Origin of the sequence: Acinetobacter sp. NIPH 542, assembly GCF_000369825.1 — a bacterium.
Classification (GTDB): domain Bacteria; phylum Pseudomonadota; class Gammaproteobacteria; order Pseudomonadales; family Moraxellaceae; genus Acinetobacter; species Acinetobacter oleivorans.
Map to the genome: position 1 here is coordinate 225,043 of NZ_KB850206.1, position 17,962 is coordinate 243,004.

The window sequence follows — 17,962 nt, forward strand, 5'->3', positions numbered from 1 at the left end:
GGGATTCTAAAACAGAGATGACTATAATCATGCTCGAAAAATTAAGAGGTAATACGCGATGTCATCTGCCAGTCAATTGAACAACAAGCAAGAAGAAGCCATGAAATATACTCAGGGCCCTTTATTGGTGCTTGCTGGTGCTGGTTCAGGTAAAACATCGGTAATTACTCGTAAAATTGCCTATTTGGTGCAGCATTGCCGTATTCCAGCGCATCGTATAACCGCGATGACCTTCACAAACAAAGCTGCACGTGAAATGAAAGAGCGTGTGACCAAGCTTTTGTCACGTGAAGAATCAAAAGGCTTATCGGTTTCCACCTTCCATACTTTTGGTTTAAACCTTTTACGTTTAGAACTTAAAAATTTACCTTTAAAAGCTAATTTTTCGATTTTAGATGCAGATGACTGTAAACGTATTTTGATGGATCTGATGCACCGCGACAATTTGTCGGGTGCAGAAAGCAAAGAATTAATTGCCAAGGCAATGAAGAAAATTTCAGATTGGAAAAACGATCTGATCGTGCCAGAGCAAGCACATTCAACTTGTGAAACACCTGAAGATGTACAGTTTGCGCATCTTTACCAACTTTATGAACGTAATTTACGTGCTTACAACGCTGTTGATTTTGATGACTTGATTGTTATGCCAACACGCTTATTGCAAGAAAATGCAGAAGTACGTGATAAATGGCAAAACCGTGTTCGCTATTTATTGGTCGATGAATATCAAGATACCAACACAGCCCAGTATATTTTGGTCAAGCTTTTAGTTGGGGTGATGGGGCAGTTCACTGCGGTAGGTGATGATGACCAGTCGATCTACGCGTGGCGTGGGGCTAAGCCTGAAAATATGGCTTTGCTTAAACAAGATTTCCCAAATTTACATATTATTAAACTTGAACAGAACTATCGTTCAACGAGCCGTATTTTAAAAGCTGCCAACTGTGTGATTCAAAATAACCCGCATATTTTTGATAAGAAATTGTGGAGTGATAAAGGGCATGGTGAGGTTATCCGAATCATTACATGTCGTAATGATGATGATGAAGCAGAACGCGTGGTCAAAGACCTACTTACTCATAAGCTCATGAACGGTAAAAACTGGAAAGATTATGCCGTTTTATATCGTGGTAACTTTCAGGCGCGTGTATTAGAAACACAGCTTCGCCAAATGCAAATTCCGTATAAACTCTCTGGCGGTACATCGTTCTTCGCTCGTGCAGAAATTAAAGACGTGATGAGTTATTTACGTCTCATTATTAACCCAGAAGATGACAGTGCTTTCTTGCGTATTATTAACACGCCTAAACGTGCGATTGGCCCAGTTACTCTTGAGAAGTTAGGTTTATTCTCACAAGAAAATAATTTGTCTTTACTTGGTGCTTCTGCTGATCAACGTTTAAGCATGGTGCTTCCTAAAAAGGCAGAAACTCAGCTTCATGAATTTGCTGATTTTATCGCGACATTTACGCGTGAATTGTTAGAAGATGATGAACCTGTGCCTAAAGTTCGTCAAATGATGAACGAAGCGGGTTATATGGATTACGTTCGTGAACAGTCTGCAACACCTGCACAAGAGAAAAGTAAGCTCGATAATATTGAGAATTTATTTACCAGTATTCAAAACCTCATTAACCGTGCAGAAGACGTTGATGAAAAGAATATTGAAAGTGTCATTCGAAAACTGGTTCTGCTTGACCTCTTAGAACAGCAGCAGGAAGAAGAAGATACGGACAAAGTTAACTTACTTACTCTGCATGCTGCAAAAGGTTTGGAATTCCCTTATGTGTACATTATGGGGCTCGAAGAAGAACTATTGCCGCATAAAAACTCGATTGCAGCAGAAACCATTGAGGAAGAGCGCCGTCTCATGTACGTGGGAATTACCCGTGCACGCCAAGGTTTAACGTTAACACTGGCAGAACAGCGTAAAAATGGTGGACAGATGAAACAAATGACCCCAAGCCGCTTCCTTGATGAACTTCCGCAAGATGAGCTCGAGTGGTTAGGGCGTAAAAAGAAAATTGCGGCTAATGTTGATCCTAAAGAACAGGCTCAACAATATCTGGCAAATTTAAAAGCTTTATTAAAGCGTTAATTTTTTAATTTTTAGGAAATCCCATGAAAGTTCAAGTGAAATTGCTCGATCCGCGTTTAGGTAAAGAATGGCCTTTACCTTCATATGCAACAGCAGGTTCAGCGGGTTTAGATTTACGTGCCTGCGTCGATGAAGCAATTGATATTGAACCAGGACAAACTGTTTTAGTTAAAACAGGTATGGCAATTTATATTCATGATGTAAATTTTGCTGGTTTAATTTTACCGCGTTCAGGTTTAGGTCATAAACACGGTATCGTGCTTGGTAACTTAGTTGGTTTGATTGATTCGGATTACCAAGGTGAATTGATGGTTTCAGTTTGGAACCGTGGTCAAACAATATTCCGTTTAGAACCAGGTGAGCGCTTGGCACAATATGTTTTAGTGCCAGTTGTACAAGCTGAATTTGAGCAAGTAGAAGAATTTGAAGAAACTTTACGTGGCGCTGGTGGCTTTGGTCACACAGGTAAACAATAAGTTTTTTAAAATATTAACGAAAATCAAACGCCTGTTGAACAGGCGTTTCTTTTTATATCTTGAATGTTACAATGGATTATATTACAACACGCTTTACTCATATTCTTTTAACTTTTTTAGCAAACAAACCTTTCAAAAATTTTGAATAATCTATGTTTTTGCGATAGATCGGATTGATCTTTAAATAGAAGATACGCTATGAATGTAAGACACTCATTTCCAAAAAGTATTTTTCGTGCTTACGATATTAGAGGCAAACTTTCTTACTTAACCGCGGACGTTGTTCGTTCGATTGCCTACGGATTGGCACAACAATACAAACAAGCAGAACAAACTCAATTAGTGATTGGCTATGATGCCCGTCTCACAAGTCCAGCCTATGCACAATTAATTGAAGAGATTTTAGTAGAACAAGGTTTAAAAGTTACCAACATTGGTTGTTGTTCATCACCAATGATGTATTACATTGCGAGAGATTTTGGTGGCAATGGCATTATGGTGACTGCAAGCCATAATCCAAAATCGGATAATGGTATTAAGTGGATTTTAAAAGGTGAACCGCCGTCTCCTGAAATGATTCAGCAGGTGGGTGACGAAGCTCAAAATTATGTACCAGCTCATTCCATTTCTGTACTTGAGTTAACCCTACCTCAATTTAAAGCTGAATTTTGCCAGAAATACCAGCAAGCCATTTTTAAAGATATTCAATTAAAACGTCCTTTAAAAGTTATTTTAGATGGTTTACATGGCTCTGCTGGACACTGTTCAAAATTAATATTGGAAAAAATGGGCTGTGAAGTCATTGCTTTACGAACCCATCCGAATGGCGAGTTTCCAGATCATGCACCAGATCCTTCGCATGCCGCTCATTTAACTCATTTGCGTAAAGCCGTGGTTGAGCAGCAGGCAGATATTGGCATTGCTCTGGATGGTGATGGAGACCGTGTCGTTTTAGTCGATGAAAAAGCCCAGATATTGACAGCAGACCGTTTGTTATCACTTTTTGCGCAAATGTGCTTAGAACAACACCCCGAGCAAGAAATTGTTTTTGACGTGAAATGTTCACGCATGGTTCAAAAAACGGTCGAACAACTCGGCGGAAAAGCAAAAATGATTCGCACGGGAAGTAGCTTCTTAAGAGCTTATTTATCTCAGTCAAATGGACGCGCCATTTTTGGTGGAGAATATGCGGGCCACTACGTTTTTAATGATGGGCGTGGTTTCGGATACGACGATGGTCTATATGCTGCATTACGTGTAATGGAATATTTTACTCAATCGAGTGCGACAACAATTTCTGAATTGTTTGCTCCTTATCCAGAAAGATGTTGTACCGAAGATACCTATATTGGTACGTATCAGTCTGATCCAAAGTATGTATTACAAGATATTGAAATTTTAAGTCATCGTTTAGGTGCCCGCATCAGTAAAATCGATGGCGTACGTCTTGATTTTGATGATGGTTTTGGCATTATTCGAGCATCAAATACTGGTGAATATTTTACAGTAAGATTTGATGCAGATAATCCTTTACGATTAAAGGAAATCCAGCAAAAATTTGTAGATATGTTGCAAGAGCACTATCCGCAAATTGCACAAGAACTTTCAGAGGCCTAAGTAAGGAGAGGCGTAATGCCCCAACATCAGCATATCGGTGTCGACAAAGCAAAAATCTTGATTGAAGCTTTGCCGTATATTCAACGTTTTACTGGTAAAACGCTGGTGGTGAAATACGGTGGCAACGCGATGACTGATCCGGAGCTCGAAAGTTCATTTGCTCGCGATATCGTTTTACTTAAAACTGTCGGGTTAAATCCGATTGTTGTTCATGGTGGTGGACCACAAGTAGACTCATTTTTAAAGCAGTTAGGCCGCGAGTCTGATCGTATTGACGGTATGCGTGTAACTGATGCTGCAACCATGGAAGTGGTTGAAATGGTATTAGGTGGTAGCGTAAATAAATCAATTGTTAACCTGATTAATAAACATGGTGGCCGTGCAATTGGTTTAACAGGGAAAGATGGTAATTTACTTCGTGCCCGTAAATTACTTATGGAAAAGCAAGAAGAAGACGGTTCTATCAAACATATCGACTTGGGTATGGTTGGTGAAGTGACTGGCGTTAAAACAGATGTATTGGAAATGTTCACTCAAAGTGACTTTATTCCAGTGATTGCACCATTAGGTGTGGATGAAGAAGGCAATACTTATAATATTAATGCTGATTTAGTTGCAGGTAAGGTTGCAGAAGCACTAGGCGCTGAAAAGTTAATTTTGCTTACCAATATTACTGGTGTGCTTGATGAAAATAAAAATTTGTTAACTGGTCTTACTACGCAAGAAGTTGATCGCCTCATTGAAACAGGTGTGATCTATGGCGGTATGATTCCTAAAGTAGGCTGTGCACTTGATGCTGTCAAAGGCGGTGTTGTAAGCGCACATATTGTTGATGGCCGCGTACCACATGCAACATTGCTTGAAATCTTCACTGATCATGGAGTGGGTACACTCATTTCTAATCGCACTAAAACAGCTTAAGAAATCCGCTATTCTCAATAAAAAGATCACCCTAGGTGGTCTTTTTTTATACCACTTTAGTTTGGTCATTTTTTTGTCATGAGCTTTGACTAGTGTAAGGGGTGTCACTAGGAGCGTTCATTATGCTGGAAAAATTTAATCAATATCGCCAAACCTGGACTTTACCTTTAAATCGTCATAAAGCAATAAATCAGACACAATTTCGTTTTGAATGGGTTGATAATTTAAAAGAATTACAAGATGTACAGCGGTTTCGTGCACAACAATTTAGCCAACAATTTGGAATTCATTTTGAAGATAACTTAGACCAAGACATTTATGATTTTGGTTGTGAGCATGCGGTCTTACGTGAAAAGTGGACTGGAGAGATTGTCGCGTATACCCGTCTAAAATTATTTCAAGGTCATGAGATTGCACAAAGCTACAGCGCACATGAGTTTGATATTGTTCCTCAGTTATCACATCTTCCTAATGTGTTGGAAATAGGGCGTACCTGTGTTCATCCTCGCTTTCGTAATGGTAAAGCATTATCGACACTGTGGTTGAACCTTGCACCGAAAGTGCTATGGTCAATGCGCGCTAAATATTTAATGGGCTGTGTCAGTATTCATTTGCAAGATAATTTGGCTAGAGCGTACTACACGCATCGCCAGATTCAGCAATTATCTGAAAGTAAAACCATTGATATCCGTTCGAAAAAAATCTACGAACCTGAATATCCTGAATTTAGCTTTCCACAAGATGAGCGTATGCCGAAACTATTTCAAATGTATTTGAGCATGCAATCAAAACTATCGAAACAGGCTTTTTTTGATGAAGAGTTTAACTGTCTAGATTATTTTGTATTTCTTGAAGTGAATAAAGTGGCGACTTCATTTGTCATGAATAAAATGGGTCAGCGTTAATCATATGTTCTATTTTCTAATAGCCAGCACATATTGAGATTTGCAAGCAATTTTACTCTCATGCACAATAGAGCAGATGGGGTAATTAGAAGTAGTTTAAAAGCGATATGTGCCAGCTATTAGGAATGAATTGTGCAACACCAACGGATATTACTTTTTCTTTCCGTGGTTTTTCACAGCGTGCAGGAATTACCTCAGACCATAGTGATGGATTTGGTATCGCATTTTTCGAAGATAAGGCTTGCCGTTTATTTGTCGATAACCAGTCGGCAGTTGAATCTCCAATTGCCGATCTTATCCGTAATTATCCTATTAAATCACGTAACGTGATCGCGCATATTCGTAAAGCGACTCAAGGTAAAATCACTTTAGAAAATTCTCATCCCTTTATTCGAGAGTTGTGGGGGCGTCATTGGATTTTTGCCCATAATGGTGATTTACATGACTTTGATCCACCACTGAGTGGACGTTTTACGCCAGTGGGGAATACAGACAGTGAACGCGCATTTTGTTATTTGCTCGATCAACTTGTTGAAGCTTTTGGCTATGAAGAACCAAGCCTTGAACAGATATTTGAAGTATTAGAAAAAGTTTCGCCACAAATTGCTGAGTACGGTACATTTAATTATTGCTTATCGAATGGCAAGGCATTATTTAGTTATGCGATTACTAAATTACATTGGTTGGTTCGAGAATATCCATTTAATCAGGCTCATTTAATTGATTTAGATGTTGAAGTCGATTTTAGTCAGGTAACAACCCCTGAAGATCGTGTGGCAGTAATAACAACTGAACCTTTAACACATAATGAAAACTGGACAGCTTATCAGCCTGGTGAAATGATTTTATTTCAACATGGTGAGCCAATTAAAAAAGCAATTACTCATGTAGAGAGATTAAAGCGTGAGCAGGAAAATCCTGAACTTAAGCGTATTACTCGTGCAGATCAATATTAATATAAAGTATATTTAAAATATATAAATAGAAATATCTATATATATTAGTCGTTTAATAATAAAGTATTTTGTTTAAAAAATACTTTATTATTTTAGTTGGTTAAATTTTTAAAAAATAAATAAAAACAATAATTTATGTTTAATATGATTTTTATATGATAAACCCGACAAAATAGCTTTGTTTTTATTTATATTCTTTAAATATATCATGATGTTTGTGCAACAGTCATTGAACATCATTGGGGAGATGTATGAAAATGAAATGGGCTTCAGAATATAATACGGGTATTGATGTTATTGATGAGCAACATAAACGAATACTTGATTATATTAATGAAATTGATGATGTAAAAGATGATGAAGATAGACGTCGAATTAAAGATGTTTTAGATAATATTATTGATTACACGCAATCACATTTTACTTTCGAAGAAAGTTTGCAAGAGGAAGCAGATTATAAATATCGTGTACCACATAAACGTGTACATGACTTATTTATTAAAAAAATAGAGTTATATCGTGAGCGTTTTGAAATGGGACATACTGTTGAAAAAGAGCTACAAGAAATTTTAGCAAAATGGTTAATTAACCATATTCAACATGATGATGCTGATTATGTGGGGGCGGTAAAAGAAAATATGATGGGAATTATTAGAGAAAAAGAAAAGAAGAAAGGGAAAAACTGGTTTGCTCGGTTTTTCGCATAACTTAAATAACAAAACTTATAATTTTAGTTAGCGCAGCAAACTATCGTTTCGGTAGTTTGCTTTTTTTATTGAGCAAACTTTGATTTTCAGGCATGAGACGGGCAAAATATCTATAGTCTTTTTCAAGGAATGCATAATGCAGGACATACCTATGTCACGATGGTTATCGCCCCTGATGGCGTTTTGCTTGTCTTTCATCATTATGGCGACATTGGCACCCGCTATGGGGATCCAGATTGATCGTCAAATCGATTTCTGGTTATTGTGGTTGGGCACAATGCTGCTATTGGCTTTGCCAGTTTGTTATTTAGAAATTGCTTTAGCAAAACGGTCAAAGACTACTGCTCTAAATGCTTTATCAAGTTTAACTCGTGAAGCAGATAGTTCACCAAAATGGCGTTTGGCTGGTTGGCTTGCAGTTATTTTTATTCCATTTTTAGCCGGGAATGTACTTAGTACTGCTGGTAATTTACTGACAGTACAGCTCAATAACAGTATTTCTGGGCAAATTGTTTTTGCTGGTCTTGCAGTTGCGGCTTTAATTTTATCTTTTATTCCACGTCAGATTTTAATTGTGTTAATGACAGTCGGTGTAATCGCTTCTCTTGTGCTAGCTAATACAATGGGAACGACTTTACAGCCTTGGCATTGGACAAATGTTGAGTTTAAAGAGTGGGGTAATGCAACTGTACTTGCTCTTGTTGCAAGTGGTTTAGGCTTAGGACTTTACTGGCAAAATAGCTTGTCTGTAATTCACTCTCAAGAAGGCGCTACCCGAACTGTACTTCCAATCTGGTTAGCTCAGTTAATTGCTGTCGTAGCGTTTGGTTTCTTTTCTCTTCAAGCACAGCTTCCTGTTTTTACCTGGATTTTTACTGCGGTAATGACAACAGCGCTGTTTATTCAACTTGCTAAAGAGCAGCTTGCTCAACGTCAACTGATGTACGTTTTACAATGGGTGATTATTGTTGTAGCAATTGCAGTTTGGGCTGTGCCTGAACTTCACGGCATCTTTACGCTGATTTTGATGCTTTGGGGATTACTCATTTGCTTGATCTATGCAATTTTTGCTGGTTGGATTATGAAAATTAGCCACTTGCGTAAATCAATGAATTTTAGCAATGAGTTGTTCTATAACTTGTGGCGTATTGCGGTACGTATTGTTTTACCGCTTTCAATTGTAATTGCCATGATTGCGGTAGTTGGACAAATTATCTGATGGAAAAAGCTCAGCAAGTGTGGGTTGCTTTTGCAGCCCCAGAGCAACAGTTTTTAGTTGCTGTTCCATTTGAAGCTGGAATGACAGCATTACAAGCAGTTGAAGCGAGTGGGTTGCAGACACAGATAAGTTTGCCGGAGCCATTACAACTTGGCATATTTGGTGCAAAAGTAGAAGCTGATGCAGTACTACAAGCGGGTGATCGGGTAGAGGTCTATCGGCCTTTAACGATTAATCCGAAGGATATACGCCGTAAACGCGCCGAGAAAAATCCTGTGGGGCGATATATTAAAAGTAATCGCTTAAAGCAATAAGCCCCATAAATAAAACCCCTCGAAGTATTTCACTTGAGGGGTTTATTTTTATTAGAAAAAACGATTATAGTGGTGGGGCAGTTAAAATCGCTTCTTTAGAAGCAGGTAAACCTGGTTGCGACTCTGGAATAGTTTCTAAACCTTCAATTTTAGTTACTGTGCCAGTGCCATCAAAGTAAATTTTTAAATGCTGACCATGTGCTGCGGGGATTTTTGCCTTTTTAGCATAAGTTCCCGGGATATAGTTGTAAATGTAGTCCCAACGCTGAGGATTAAGTGGATCAGTCACAGTTGGACTACCAAGCAAAAAACGCACTTGCTGGAAATTCATGCCGACTTGTACTTGAGAGGCCTGAGCTTTGGTCAAAGGAGTCCCTTGAGGAATATCAACCTTATATACACCAAAGATTGAACAACCAGCAAGGAGTGAAGTGACTAATAACGTCAGCACGAGTTTTTGCATTTTGCTACACTATCCCAATAAATTATGATGCATTTGATCAAAGGATAGATCATACTTCATCTAAATTCTATTGCCTATTCCAACTTGAGATTTGTTGAGAGACCTTTTTTCATGCCTATTTCCAATCAAGATTTGCGCAAAGCTGGACTTAAAGTTACCCTTCCACGAATTAAGATTTTGGAATTATTAGAAAATTCAAAGCAACATCATCTTAGTGCTGAAGATATTTACAAGACTTTGTTAGAACAAGGGGAAGATGTCGGTCTTGCGACAGTTTACCGTGTGTTAACACAATTTGAAGCTGCAGGTATCATTCAGCGTCATCATTTCGAAAATAATCATTCTGTTTTCGAAATTATGCAAGAAGATCATCACGATCATTTGGTTTGCCATAATTGCAACAAAGTTATTGAATTTACTAATGATGTTATCGAGAAGGAACAGCATGCTGTAGCAGACCAACATGGGTTTACCTTAACGGGTCACTCATTAAACCTCTACGGTTACTGTAACGAACCTGAATGTCAGGAAGTTCTGCGCAAGAAATAATCGTTTTCACATAAAGAAAACAAATAAAAAAGGAAGGTTACGTTTAACCTTCCTTTTTTTATGAAGAAATTACTGTCGGTCGAAGGTTAAATGCTGATTTGTGCCTGCAATTTGATCAGGTCCTTCTTCGGCAAGCTTAATGGTCAAACGTAAATCGTTCGGTGAGTCGGCATGTTTTAATGCATCTTTATAGGTAATTTGGCCTGCTTTATAGAGATCAAACAACGCTTGGTCAAAGGTTTGCATACCGAGTTCACGCGAACGTTTCATTAAATCTTTAATTTCATGAATTTCGCCTTTACGAATGTAGTCTGAAATTAATGGCGAGTTAATCAAAATCTCAATGGCTGCACGACGTGAATTGCCATCTGGTGTTGGAATAAGTTGCTGCGCAATCATGGCCTTTAAGTTAAGCGATAAGTCCATGTAAAGCTGACTGTGGCGGTCACTTTCAAAGAAGTGAATAATACGATCGAGCGCTTGGTTGGCGTTGTTAGCGTGCATCGTAGCCAATACAAGGTGACCTGTTTCAGCAAAGCCAATCGCGTAGTCCATAACTTCACGAGATCGAATCTCACCAATCAAGATTACATCTGGTGCTTGTCGCAAAGTATTCTTTAAGGCAATTTCAAATGAGTCTGTATCAATGCCGACTTCACGTTGAGTAATGATACAGCCCGCATGTTCATGGATAAACTCGATTGGGTCTTCAATGGTAATGATATGACCTTTAGTGTTGTGGTTACGATAGCTAATCATTGAAGCCAAAGAAGTCGATTTACCAGTACCTGTCGCACCAACAAAAATAATGATACCGCGTTTGGTCATCGATAAATCTTTAAGAACGGGCGGTAACTGCAAGTCATCAATTGAAGGAATTTTAGTTTCAATTCGACGTAGTACCATGCCTGGCATGTCACGCTGCTGAAAAGCGCTCACACGAAAGCGGGCCGTTTTATCACGGTTCATAATGGCAAAGTTACATTCACGAGTGTCCGCAAATTCTTTGCGCTGCTTTTCGCTCATGATGGAATGTAAAAGTTGACCAATAACGTCTCCTGAAAGACTATTTTTTGAAATTGGAACAATTTGCCCGTTAATTTTCATAGATGGTGCAACACCATCTGTAATAAAAAGATCGGATGATTTTTTTTCAACCATGAGGTTGAGTAAGTCATTAAAATCCATATTTATTCTCTAATTATTTTTATAGGAATGATTCGGGCTGTTTTGCAGCAGTACGTGCAGTTTGTGGGCTAATCACACCACGAGATACCAAACCTTTTAAGCTTTGGTCGAGTGTCGTCATGCCATGATTTGCACCAGTCTGAATTGATGAATACATTTGTGCGACTTTATTTTCACGAATTAAGTTACGAATGGCAGGAATACCAATCATGATTTCATGTGCTGCCACACGCCCACCGCCGTTCTTCTTAAGTAGGGTTTGCGAAATAACAGCCTGTAAAGATTCAGACAACATGGCACGAACCATGTCTTTTTCTTCGGCAGGGAATACGTCAATCACACGGTCAATGGTTTTTGCAGCTGAAGTCGTATGAAGTGTACCAAATACCAAGTGACCGGTTTCAGCAGCGGTAAGTGCTAAACGAATGGTTTCAAGGTCACGCATCTCACCGACTAAAATAATATCTGGGTCTTCACGCAGTGCTGAGCGTAGTGCTTCATTAAAGCCATGCGTATCACGATGCACTTCACGTTGGTTAATCAAACATTTCTTCGACTGGTGTACAAATTCGATTGGGTCTTCAACCGTTAAAATATGGTCATAACGATTTTCGTTAATATAGTCCATCATCGCTGCAAGCGTAGTTGATTTCCCTGAACCTGTTGGTCCTGTAACTAACACAATGCCACGTGGGTAATCACAAATATCTTTAAAGATTTGCCCTAAGCCTAAATCTTCCATCGTGAGTACTTTTGATGGAATGGTACGGAATACTGCACCAGCACCGCGGTTTTGGTTAAATGCGTTAACACGGAAACGAGCAACATTTGGCACTTCAAAAGAAAAGTCAGTTTCAAGCTTTTCTTCGTAGTCTCGGCGTTGTTTATCATTCATGATGTCATAGACCAGACGGTGAACATCTTTATGATCTAGAGCCGGTAAGTTAATGCGACGGACTTCACCATCAACGCGAATCATCGGTGGCATGCCAGCAGATAAATGTAAATCGGACGCGCCATTTTTCACAGAGAAGGCGAGTAGCTCTGTAATATCCATAATTTCCCCAAGTAAATCAAAATATGTCATTATTTTGTAGAATAATATACGGCTTTCACCGAGGCTTACCAACACCTCGCTTTAGGTGAAAAGCAAAAAAGTTTTTTGAAAATGAGAACCTTGTCAATGAATTACCTGCAAGATGCGCGGCAGCACGTATTACAGCAAATCAGAGTTGCTTGTGAACATGCTCAGCGTGCGCCTGAAACTGTGCAACTTTTAGCCGTATCAAAAACACATCCGAGTGAAAGTTTGCGTGAAATGTATGCAGCAGGACAAAGAGCATTTGGTGAAAACTATTTACAAGAAGCTTTAGACAAAATCGAAGCTTTACACGATTTAGAAATTGAATGGCATTTTATTGGTCATGTTCAGCGCAACAAGACTAAACATTTGGCAGAAAAGTTTGATTGGGTGCATGGTGTAGATCGTTTGATTATTGCTGAGCGATTATCTAATCAACGATTTCAAGATCAATCTGACTTGAATATTTGTTTGCAAGTGAATATTGATGGGCAAGACAGTAAAGATGGTTGTGCACCAGATGAGGTTGCGGAGTTAGTCGCTCAAATTAGCCAATTAGCAAAAATCAAACTACGTGGTTTGATGGTAATTCCAGCACCAGACAATACAGCTGCTTTTGCAGATGCTAAAGCCTTGTTTGATGCTGTGAAAGAAAAACATGCCCACCCAGAACACTGGGATACATTGAGTATGGGAATGTCAGGTGATTTAGACGCTGCGATTGCAGCAGGTTCAACCATGGTACGTGTAGGAACGGCTTTATTTGGAAAGCGTGATACAGTTGAGAAAAAATGACTTTTACAATTTAGATAAACGTTTTGTCGGGTAACTGTAATTTGTTAATTTAAATTTAATTTTCCTAGCTTATAACCCAAATATTTTAATATTTGAGTGTGTAATGTATGGATTTATTGCATGTTTTTATTCTGGCAATCATTCAGGGATTCGCTGAATTATTGCCAGTTTCTAGTTCCGCACACGTTATTTTAGCTGAAAAGTTAATGGGGTATGATCCATCTGCACCTGATATGACCTTCTTACTTGTGATGTTACATACAGGTACGATGTTTGCAGTGATCGTTTACTTTTGGAAATCTTGGAAAAAAACCTATTTTTCTTCATGGGAAAGTTTTAAGAAGCAAGCCTTCTATATTATTTTGGCAACGCTTATTACAGGCGTGCTCGGTTTAGCGCTCCAATCTCTGATTAAACATGTATTCTTCGGCGGTGCGAGCAGTTTCGAAATTGAGCATTTGTTTAGTAACTCCAAACTCATGGCAGCTGCGCTAATTTCGGCAGGTGTTCTGATTATTTTATCTTCGCGTTTAGATCGTGGTCAGCAGGGTGAAATTAGTTTGCGTAGTGCTTCTATTATTGGGGCTGTGCAGGCTTTATGTTTGCCTTTCCGTGGCTTTTCACGTTCTGGTGCAACCATCTCTACAGGTTTATTTTTAGGTGTATCTCGTCAAAAGGCTGAAGAGTTCAGTTTTGCGTTGGCTGTGGTACTAACACCAGCAGTAATTTTAAAAGAGTTATATCGTTTAATTCACGCTCAAGGCTTACAAACCGTAGCTCATGGACAAATGTTCCATTCGATGGTTCCAAGCCTATTGGGCATGTGCTTTAGCTTCGGTGCTGGTCTTTTGGCGCTAAAATGGTTGTCTTCATGGTTAGAACATGGACGCTGGCATTTGTTCGGTATGTACTGTATCGGTTTTGCAGTTGTCGTACTCTGCGTGAATTAATTTTTTGATGTTTTAAAAATAAAAAATTAGTACAAGACCATACAAGAAATAAAGGGGCGTAAATAATACGCCCCTTTATTCTATAAGATTCAATCAAGTCTAAGATATGAAATCCTAATAAATTAGCCTACGACTTCAATTGTACTTGCGCCAGCACCAAGTGGTTTCACTTGAATTTGTACAGGAATACGCTCATGCATTTCTTGAATGTGCGAAATGAGAATGACCTGACGTCCCTGATTTTGCAATTGATCTAAAGCATTCATGACCATGTGCAAAGAAGAAGCATCCAAAGTACCAAAGCCTTCATCAATAAACAGAGATTCAATTTTCATTGAACCCGAGGCCATATTGGCAATTGCTAACGACAAGGCAAGGGCAGTTAAGAATGATTCACCGCCAGATAAAGAGGCAACAGAGCGGGTTTCTCCATCCATATCATGGTCAATAATCGCAAGGCTTAAAGACTGATCTAGACGTTTTAACGTGTAACGTTGAGAAAGCATCGCCAGTTGCTGATTGGCATGTTCCACTAAAATATCTAGGTGATATTGCTGAGCATAGTCACGGAACTCTTTACCTTTAGCATCGCCAATGAGACCTGAAATTTTGCTCCAGCGATGTTCTTCTTGCTGAATATTTTGAATTTGCTCTGCATATTGTTGCTGCTTCGCAAGGTTTTGCTGGTGTACTTCAAGTTTAAGCTTAAGCCGATCACGTATTTCAAGTTGTGCTTTAAGCTCTGCAATATTGTCTTGAATGAGGCTAACAAGCTTTTCATGTTCAATATCTGGTTGAGTTTGTAAGTGCTCGCTTAATTGCTCTTGCATGGTCTTAAGGGCAGAAGAAGCTTCACTTAATAAACGCTCAGCATGATTAAGTCGGTTACGAATGTCTTGCTCTTGGGCTGAATTAATCTGCATGAGCGCTGTAAGGTCAGATGCTTGAAAATCAGCGTGAGCTTTTAACCAGTTTTGAATTTGCTCATCAACCTGCTGCTGATGTTGTGCAGTGTGTTGATGTTGATGCTTGAGCTGATCGAGCGATTGTTTCTGCTGCTCAAAGTGCTGTCTGGTTTGTTCGAAACGTTGTTTAGCCTCATGATACGTCGTTTGTTGCTGCTGACGTTTAGCGTCGTGCTCAATTAACCATTCGTGCGGTTTAATGTCAGCGCGGCCAGTCATTTGTTGAATGAGCGACACCGCTCTTTCATTATTTTGTTGGCCTTTAAGCGTAATTTCTTTGAGATTTTGATCGATCTCATCAATTTGCTTGGTCATTTGTTCAAGGTTGGCAGCTAACATTTTAAGTTCTTGTTGCTGCTGTTCAAAACGCTGTGCAAGCTGTTCTTGTTGTTCAAGCTGCTTAGCACGTGTGTCGAGAATCGCCCAAGTCTGCTTAGCCGTTTGGCTACTCGACTGCTGCCATGAATGTTGTTCAGCTTCAGATAAACACTCAACAATATGTTGAACTTGTTGTTGCCATTGCTGTGCCGTATTGAGCAAGCTTTCATTACGCTGAATAGTTTGAATAAGCTGATTGTGTTGTTTAATCGCTTGGGCTAAACGCACGTTTTCTGAGTCAAATAAATTTATGGCAGTTTGCGTGGTTTGTCTGAGTTCGTTAAACGTTTGCAAGATTTGTTCAGGAGTTTGATTAAGCTCAATGTGTAACTGATTGAGGCTAAACTGCTGCTCAAGTTCTTGCTGCAAGCTTGATTGTTTGGCTTTAAGTTGAGTTAAGTATTTCTGAACTTGCTCAAGCTCAGCAAGACACTGGGTAAGCGCATGTTGTTGGTTTTGCCATGCGTTAAATTTAGTTTGTTCTAGCGCTACTGCTTGTTGCTCTTGTTGTTGCTGCAAGTCGAATAAAGCTTTAGAGACCGCACTGTCATCAACACGATAGGGGTGATGTGTGCTTCCACACACTAAGCAAGCTTCGCCGTCTTTAAGATTGGCCCGTAACTGCTCAATATTTTCGGTGTGTAATAAACGCTGCTGTTGCAGGATCTGCTGTAACTTTTCACGTTCAGTTTTTGCTGTTTGGTACTCTTGCTCAGCTAACTGGCAAAGGGTTTTAAGTTGCTGCTCTTGCGCAGAGGTTTGAGTATGTTTTTCAGTGAATTGCTGAAGCTCAGCATATAACTCATGATAAATTTTTATTTTTTGCTGAATCAGATCTAACTGAGTGATTTGAGCAAGTTTCTGATCTTTATCTTTACGCTGTTGTTCAAGTTTTAACTCAATCTGTTCAACTGTGCCTAGTGAAGTTACGAGTTGTTCGAGTTCACTTTTAGCTTCCGACAGCTTTTGGCGAGCAAGGGCAGGGTTACCAAGCTGTTGTTCAATCGCTTGGTAATTTTGAATAAATTGCCCAAGCTGATGCAGATGTGCTGACAGGCCTTTGTCCAACACAGCATATTGCTGAGTTTGGGTAAGTTGCTGTTGAAGATGAATTTGGTTCTGCTCAAGCTGTGCAATGTGCTGTTGCACAGTGTTTTGCTGCTGGTGCAGTGGACTGAGTTTTTGCTCAAGTACATGTCTTTTTTCTTTGCACTTTTTATATTCATCGGCAATAAAAGCACGTTCCTGAATGGACTGTCGAACTTGATTTAAAGCATGTTGATGCTGTTGCTCAAAATCGAGCGTCTGTTTGAGTTCTTGTTCTGCAAGTTGATATTGTTTTTGTCCCGTTTCAAAAATTTGCACCAACTCATTAAACTTGGTCTGAGCTTGCTGAATTTGTGGCTCAAGTTGTTGTAGCGTTTGTAAATTTTGAGATTGCTGAAAAACTTGTGGGCGTATTTCAGAGAAAACTTCGAGTCGTTTTAATTGCTCACGCTCACCAGCCAATTGTTGATGGTGATTTTGCTGGGTTTGAAACTGCTGCTGTTTAGCTTGAACTTCTTGCTCAAGTTTTACTTTACGCTCAAACCACTGTTGTTGTTTGTCTAAAACATTTTTCTGTTGTTCTAACTGTTGATGGTTTTGCTCGGCTTGCTGATATTGCTCGGTAAATGCAGCAATCTCTTCATCAGACAAAATTTCGATATGGCCTAAGAACTCTTCAAGCTGTTTACGCTGCTTTGCAATATCTGCTGTTTTACGAAAAGCCAGCTCACCAATTTTGGCGAAAATGCTGGAGTTAGTCAGGTACTCGAGTAACTCACCGCGTTCGCTGTCTCGTGCTTTTAAAAATGCAGTCACTTCTGACTGGGCAAGTAACACGGCACGAGTAAACTGTTCAAATGAAAGCTGGGTAATTTGTTTAACTTTTTCATCAACCGCTTTGGCTTTGTCGGCAAGCACGACACCGTCGGTCAGGCATTTTAAGTGGCGCTGCACACTTTGTAATTTACCGTTTGGGTTTTCACGTGCCCGTTTAATTTCCCAACGTGCCAAATAGTGTTTTTGATCTTGTGCGATAAAGCAAAGCTCAGCGAAACCATATCCTGTACCACGGCGTAAGACAGTTAAAGGTGAGTTAGTGAGTAACTCGGAACCATCAACATCTTTTAATTTGCCATCGCTGTCTTTAAGGCGAGGAACCCGATTAAACAAAGCCAGACACATGGCATCTAAAATGGTCGACTTACCAGCCCCCGTTTTCCCCACAATCGCAATGAGACCCGCATGGGCGAGAGGTACACTTTCAAAATCAATAAAGTGTTCATCAGAAAGAGATGCCAGATTTTTTATTCGAATGGATAAAATTTTCATGACA

At 39.3% G+C, this 17,962-nt stretch carries 16 protein-coding genes; 12 read left to right on the forward strand and 4 right to left on the reverse strand.

Features of this window, described 5'->3' with window-relative positions:
* The first annotated feature begins 58 nt into the window (after positions 1 to 58).
* The 9 genes from F886_RS06725 (at position 59) to F886_RS06765 (ending at position 9,213) form a co-directional block, all read left to right on the forward strand.
* Positions 59 to 2,098, forward strand: coding sequence for a UvrD-helicase domain-containing protein (locus F886_RS06725; protein WP_005303153.1), 2,040 nt, complete (start codon positions 59 to 61; stop codon positions 2,096 to 2,098).
* A gap of 23 nt (positions 2,099 to 2,121) precedes the next feature.
* Positions 2,122 to 2,574: a dUTP diphosphatase gene (dut, locus tag F886_RS06730; protein WP_005303155.1), complete on the forward strand. Its 453-nt coding sequence runs from the start codon at positions 2,122 to 2,124 to the stop codon at positions 2,572 to 2,574.
* Positions 2,575 to 2,772: 198 nt separating this feature from the next.
* Positions 2,773 to 4,191, forward strand: a complete 1,419-nt coding sequence (locus F886_RS06735) for a phosphomannomutase/phosphoglucomutase (RefSeq protein ID WP_005303157.1) — start codon at positions 2,773 to 2,775, stop codon at positions 4,189 to 4,191.
* Positions 4,192 to 4,206: 15 nt separating this feature from the next.
* Complete coding sequence (gene argB / locus F886_RS06740) at positions 4,207 to 5,112, forward strand: acetylglutamate kinase (protein WP_004794131.1); 906 nt, start codon at positions 4,207 to 4,209, stop codon at positions 5,110 to 5,112.
* A gap of 122 nt (positions 5,113 to 5,234) precedes the next feature.
* Complete coding sequence (locus tag F886_RS06745; protein ID WP_004794129.1) at positions 5,235 to 6,017, forward strand: GNAT family N-acetyltransferase; 783 nt, start codon at positions 5,235 to 5,237, stop codon at positions 6,015 to 6,017.
* 107 nt (positions 6,018 to 6,124) lie between these two features.
* Positions 6,125 to 6,973 (forward strand): class II glutamine amidotransferase, encoded by an 849-nt coding sequence (locus F886_RS06750; protein ID WP_005303160.1) that lies wholly within the window; start codon positions 6,125 to 6,127, stop codon positions 6,971 to 6,973.
* 251 nt (positions 6,974 to 7,224) lie between these two features.
* Entirely contained in the window at positions 7,225 to 7,680 is a 456-nt protein-coding gene (locus F886_RS06755; RefSeq protein ID WP_013198763.1) for a bacteriohemerythrin, read from the forward strand.
* 151 nt (positions 7,681 to 7,831) lie between these two features.
* A complete protein-coding gene (locus F886_RS06760) occupies positions 7,832 to 8,899 on the forward strand; it encodes a hypothetical protein (protein WP_005303162.1) in 1,068 nt (355 codons plus the stop codon).
* Positions 8,899 to 9,213, forward strand: coding sequence for an RnfH family protein (locus F886_RS06765; RefSeq protein WP_005303163.1), 315 nt, complete (start codon positions 8,899 to 8,901; stop codon positions 9,211 to 9,213). The genes F886_RS06760 and F886_RS06765 overlap by 1 nt, the downstream gene beginning before the upstream one ends.
* Before the next feature lie 64 nt (positions 9,214 to 9,277).
* Here the strand turns inward: F886_RS06765 and F886_RS06770 are convergent, their stop codons facing one another.
* A complete protein-coding gene (locus tag F886_RS06770; RefSeq protein WP_003653245.1) occupies positions 9,278 to 9,676 on the reverse strand; it encodes an outer membrane protein assembly factor BamE in 399 nt (132 codons plus the stop codon).
* A gap of 111 nt (positions 9,677 to 9,787) precedes the next feature.
* On the opposite strand from F886_RS06770, the gene fur reads away from it, so the two are divergent.
* On the forward strand, positions 9,788 to 10,225 hold the full coding sequence (fur, locus tag F886_RS06775; protein ID WP_004794120.1) for a ferric iron uptake transcriptional regulator: 438 nt from the start codon (positions 9,788 to 9,790) through the stop codon (positions 10,223 to 10,225).
* A 69-nt stretch (positions 10,226 to 10,294) separates the two neighbouring features.
* Here the strand turns inward: fur and F886_RS06780 are convergent, their stop codons facing one another.
* Complete coding sequence (locus F886_RS06780) at positions 10,295 to 11,413, reverse strand: PilT/PilU family type 4a pilus ATPase (protein ID WP_004641663.1); 1,119 nt, start codon at positions 11,411 to 11,413, stop codon at positions 10,295 to 10,297.
* 19 nt (positions 11,414 to 11,432) lie between these two features.
* Positions 11,433 to 12,470 carry a type IV pilus twitching motility protein PilT gene (locus tag F886_RS06785; RefSeq protein WP_003653239.1) on the reverse strand — a complete coding sequence of 346 codons (1,038 nt, stop codon included), beginning with the start codon at positions 12,468 to 12,470 and terminating at the stop codon, positions 11,433 to 11,435.
* A 126-nt stretch (positions 12,471 to 12,596) separates the two neighbouring features.
* Here F886_RS06785 and F886_RS06790 point away from each other — a divergent pair, with 126 nt between their 5' ends.
* Both F886_RS06790 and F886_RS06795 read left to right on the forward strand, forming a co-directional pair.
* On the forward strand, positions 12,597 to 13,289 hold the full coding sequence (locus F886_RS06790) for a YggS family pyridoxal phosphate-dependent enzyme (RefSeq protein ID WP_005303166.1): 693 nt from the start codon (positions 12,597 to 12,599) through the stop codon (positions 13,287 to 13,289).
* Between the two features lie 107 nt (positions 13,290 to 13,396).
* Entirely contained in the window at positions 13,397 to 14,239 is an 843-nt protein-coding gene (locus tag F886_RS06795; RefSeq protein ID WP_005303168.1) for an undecaprenyl-diphosphate phosphatase, read from the forward strand.
* Between the two features lie 122 nt (positions 14,240 to 14,361).
* On the opposite strand, the gene F886_RS06800 is transcribed toward F886_RS06795, so the two are convergent.
* On the reverse strand, positions 14,362 to 17,958 hold the full coding sequence (locus tag F886_RS06800; RefSeq protein ID WP_005303169.1) for an AAA family ATPase: 3,597 nt from the start codon (positions 17,956 to 17,958) through the stop codon (positions 14,362 to 14,364).
* Positions 17,959 to 17,962 lie beyond the last annotated feature (4 nt).

Bases quoted from the DNA above. Each gene is read 5' to 3' on its own strand.
- dut (WP_005303155.1), top strand. From the start codon at position 2,122: ATGAAAGTTCAAGTGAAATTGCTCGATCCGCGTTTAGGTAAAGAATGG.
- F886_RS06750 (WP_005303160.1), top strand. From the start codon at position 6,125: ATGTGCCAGCTATTAGGAATGAATTGTGCAACACCAACGGATATTACT.
- F886_RS06770 (WP_003653245.1), bottom strand. From the start codon at position 9,676: ATGCAAAAACTCGTGCTGACGTTATTAGTCACTTCACTCCTTGCTGGT.
- F886_RS06765 (WP_005303163.1), top strand. From the start codon at position 8,899: ATGGAAAAAGCTCAGCAAGTGTGGGTTGCTTTTGCAGCCCCAGAGCAA.
- F886_RS06735 (WP_005303157.1), top strand. From the start codon at position 2,773: ATGAATGTAAGACACTCATTTCCAAAAAGTATTTTTCGTGCTTACGAT.
- F886_RS06795 (WP_005303168.1), top strand. From the start codon at position 13,397: ATGGATTTATTGCATGTTTTTATTCTGGCAATCATTCAGGGATTCGCT.
- F886_RS06725 (WP_005303153.1), top strand. From the start codon at position 59: ATGTCATCTGCCAGTCAATTGAACAACAAGCAAGAAGAAGCCATGAAA.
- argB (WP_004794131.1), top strand. From the start codon at position 4,207: ATGCCCCAACATCAGCATATCGGTGTCGACAAAGCAAAAATCTTGATT.
- F886_RS06760 (WP_005303162.1), top strand. From the start codon at position 7,832: ATGTCACGATGGTTATCGCCCCTGATGGCGTTTTGCTTGTCTTTCATC.
- F886_RS06780 (WP_004641663.1), bottom strand. From the start codon at position 11,413: ATGGATTTTAATGACTTACTCAACCTCATGGTTGAAAAAAAATCATCC.
- F886_RS06755 (WP_013198763.1), top strand. From the start codon at position 7,225: ATGAAAATGAAATGGGCTTCAGAATATAATACGGGTATTGATGTTATT.
- F886_RS06785 (WP_003653239.1), bottom strand. From the start codon at position 12,470: ATGGATATTACAGAGCTACTCGCCTTCTCTGTGAAAAATGGCGCGTCC.
- F886_RS06745 (WP_004794129.1), top strand. From the start codon at position 5,235: ATGCTGGAAAAATTTAATCAATATCGCCAAACCTGGACTTTACCTTTA.
- F886_RS06800 (WP_005303169.1), bottom strand. From the start codon at position 17,958: ATGAAAATTTTATCCATTCGAATAAAAAATCTGGCATCTCTTTCTGAT.
- fur (WP_004794120.1), top strand. From the start codon at position 9,788: ATGCCTATTTCCAATCAAGATTTGCGCAAAGCTGGACTTAAAGTTACC.
- F886_RS06790 (WP_005303166.1), top strand. From the start codon at position 12,597: ATGAATTACCTGCAAGATGCGCGGCAGCACGTATTACAGCAAATCAGA.